1 protein-coding gene is annotated in these 2,389 nt (G+C 67.9%); it reads left to right on the plus strand.

Annotation, left to right across the window (positions count from 1 at the left end; all coding sequences use genetic code 11):
• Nucleotides 1-182: 182 nt before the first annotated feature.
• A partial coding sequence (locus AC3AYF_RS20165) for an FAD-binding and (Fe-S)-binding domain-containing protein (RefSeq protein WP_487780283.1) occupies nt 183-2,389 on the plus strand: 2,207 nt, incomplete at its 3' end.

Here is a 2,389-nt window from a genome sequence, read left to right on the forward strand (position 1 = left end):
GCGTGCAGGCCGCGCTGGACTTCTTCGCCGACAATCCGGCGCCCGGCACGCCGGCGGCCCGCAAGCTGGCGGCGGCTGCGTCGACGAGCCCATCACAGACCGGTGCCGTTCGCGCCTGACAGGAGATCGCCATGAGCGTGATGCCGAAAAGTCCGGTCGCAAGACGGCCCCGACAAGCCGCCATGAGCGAATTCGAGCGTCGGCTGCAGGGTGAAATGAAAGGCGAAGTGGCGTTCGACGCCGGATCGCGCGGGCGCTACGCCACCGACGCCTCGATCTATCAGATCATGCCGCTGGGCGTCGTGGTGCCGAGGGACCAGCAGGATCTCTCCCTGGCGCTGGATATCGCCCGCGAGTTCGGCGCACCGGTGCTGCCGCGAGGCGGCGGCACCAGCCAGTGCGGGCAGACCGTCAACGAGGCGCTGGTGATCGACACCAGCCGCTGGCTGACCGGCATCGGCGACCTCGACCTCGAGGCCCGCACCGTCACGGTCGAGCCCGGCGTGGTGCTCGACCATCTCAACGCCTGGCTCAAGCCCCATGGGCTGTGGTTTCCGGTGGACGTCTCCACCTCGGCCCAGTGCACGCTCGGCGGCATGGCCGGCAACAACTCCTGCGGCTCGCGCTCGATCCGCTACGGCAATATGGTCCACAACGTGCTGGGACTCGAGGCGACGCTGGCGGACGGACGAGAGGCGGTGTTCGGCCGTTTCGACGAGATCGCGCCCGGCTCGGCGCTGGCGGGGCTGGCCGGTTCGGTGTCGGCCATTATCCAGCGCGAGGCGGCGGCGATTCGCGAGCACTATCCGCAGGTGCTGCGCCGGGTCGGCGGCTACAACCTGGACCTGTTCGACTGCCGCAATCCGATTCCCTACGACGCCGAAGGCCGGGCCAATTTCGCCCACCTGCTGATTGGCTCGGAGGGGACGCTGGCGTTCACGCGAAAGCTGACCCTTAAGCTGTCGCCGCTGCCGGTACACAAGGTGCTCGGCGTGGTCAACTTCCCGACCTTCTACCAGGCGATGGACATGACCCAGTACATCGTCGAGCTGGGCCCCGCCGCGGTGGAGCTGGTCGATCGCACCATGATCGAACTGGCGCTGGAGAATCCGGCGTTTCGGCCCACGGTGGAGAAGTCTCTGATCGGGCGTCCGGATGCGCTGCTGCTGGTGGAGTTCGCCGGCGAGGATCTCGATTCGCAGCTGCGCCAGTTGAAGGCGCTCGAGACGCTGATGGGCGATCTGGGGCTGCCGGGCAGCGTGGTCGGGTTGACCGCCGGCGCGGAGCAGTCGGCGCTGTGGAACGTGCGCAAGGCCGGGCTCAACATCATGATGAGCATGAAAGGCGACGGTAAACCCGTCTCCTTCATCGAGGATTGCGCGGTGCCGCTGGAGCACCTGGCCGAATACACCGAGCAGTTGACCGAAGTCTTCCATCGCCACGGCACCGAGGGCACCTGGTACGCCCATGCCAGCGTCGGCACGCTGCACGTGCGGCCGATTCTCGACATGCGTCGCGGCGGTGCCGCCAAGATGCGCGCGATTGCCGAGGAGGCCTCCGAACTGGTCCGCCGCTACAAGGGGGCCTACTCGGGAGAACACGGCGACGGCATCTGCCGTGGCGAATGGGTGGCGTGGCAGTTCGGCGCCGGGCTCAATGCCGCCTTCGGCGAGATCAAGCGGCTGTTCGATCCGGACAACCGCTTCAACCCCAACAAGATCGTCGACACGCCGAAGATGGATGACGCGCGACTGTTTCGCTTTCCCGCCGATCACCAGATCATTACGGTGGCCACCGAGCTCGACTGGTCGGCCTGGGACGTGACCCGCGATCCGCTGAGCGGCGACCTGGGCGCACCGGGTAGCGGCGGCGACCCGGCCCACGGCCTCGCCAAGGCGGTGGAGATGTGCAACAACAACGGCCACTGCCGCAAGTTCGATGCCGGTACCATGTGCCCCAGCTACCGGATCAGCCGCGACGAGCGACATCTGACGCGGGGGCGTGCCAATACGCTGCGGCTGGTGCTGGCGGGCCAGATCGGCGATCGGGGGCTGGCCAGCGACGAGGTGGCCGAGACGCTTGACCTCTGCGTCTCCTGCAAGGGCTGCAAGCGCGACTGCCCGACCGGCGTCGACATGGCCAAGTTCAAGATCGAGGCGCGGGCTGCGCGGGCCAAGGAACAGGGTCTGAGCTGGCGCGACAAGCTGGTCTCCGAGCTGCCGCGCTACGCGCCCTGGATGCGCCATGTGGGCAAGCTCGCCGCGCGCCTCGAACGGGTCTCCTGGCTGGGCGGGCGCGGCAAACGCTGGCTGGGCTTCGCCGAGGCGCGCTCGCTGCCGGTCTTCGCCGGCGATTATCTGCGAACGACACAGCGCACGACGAAGGGCAC

This window comes from Salinicola sp. (assembly GCF_982684285.1).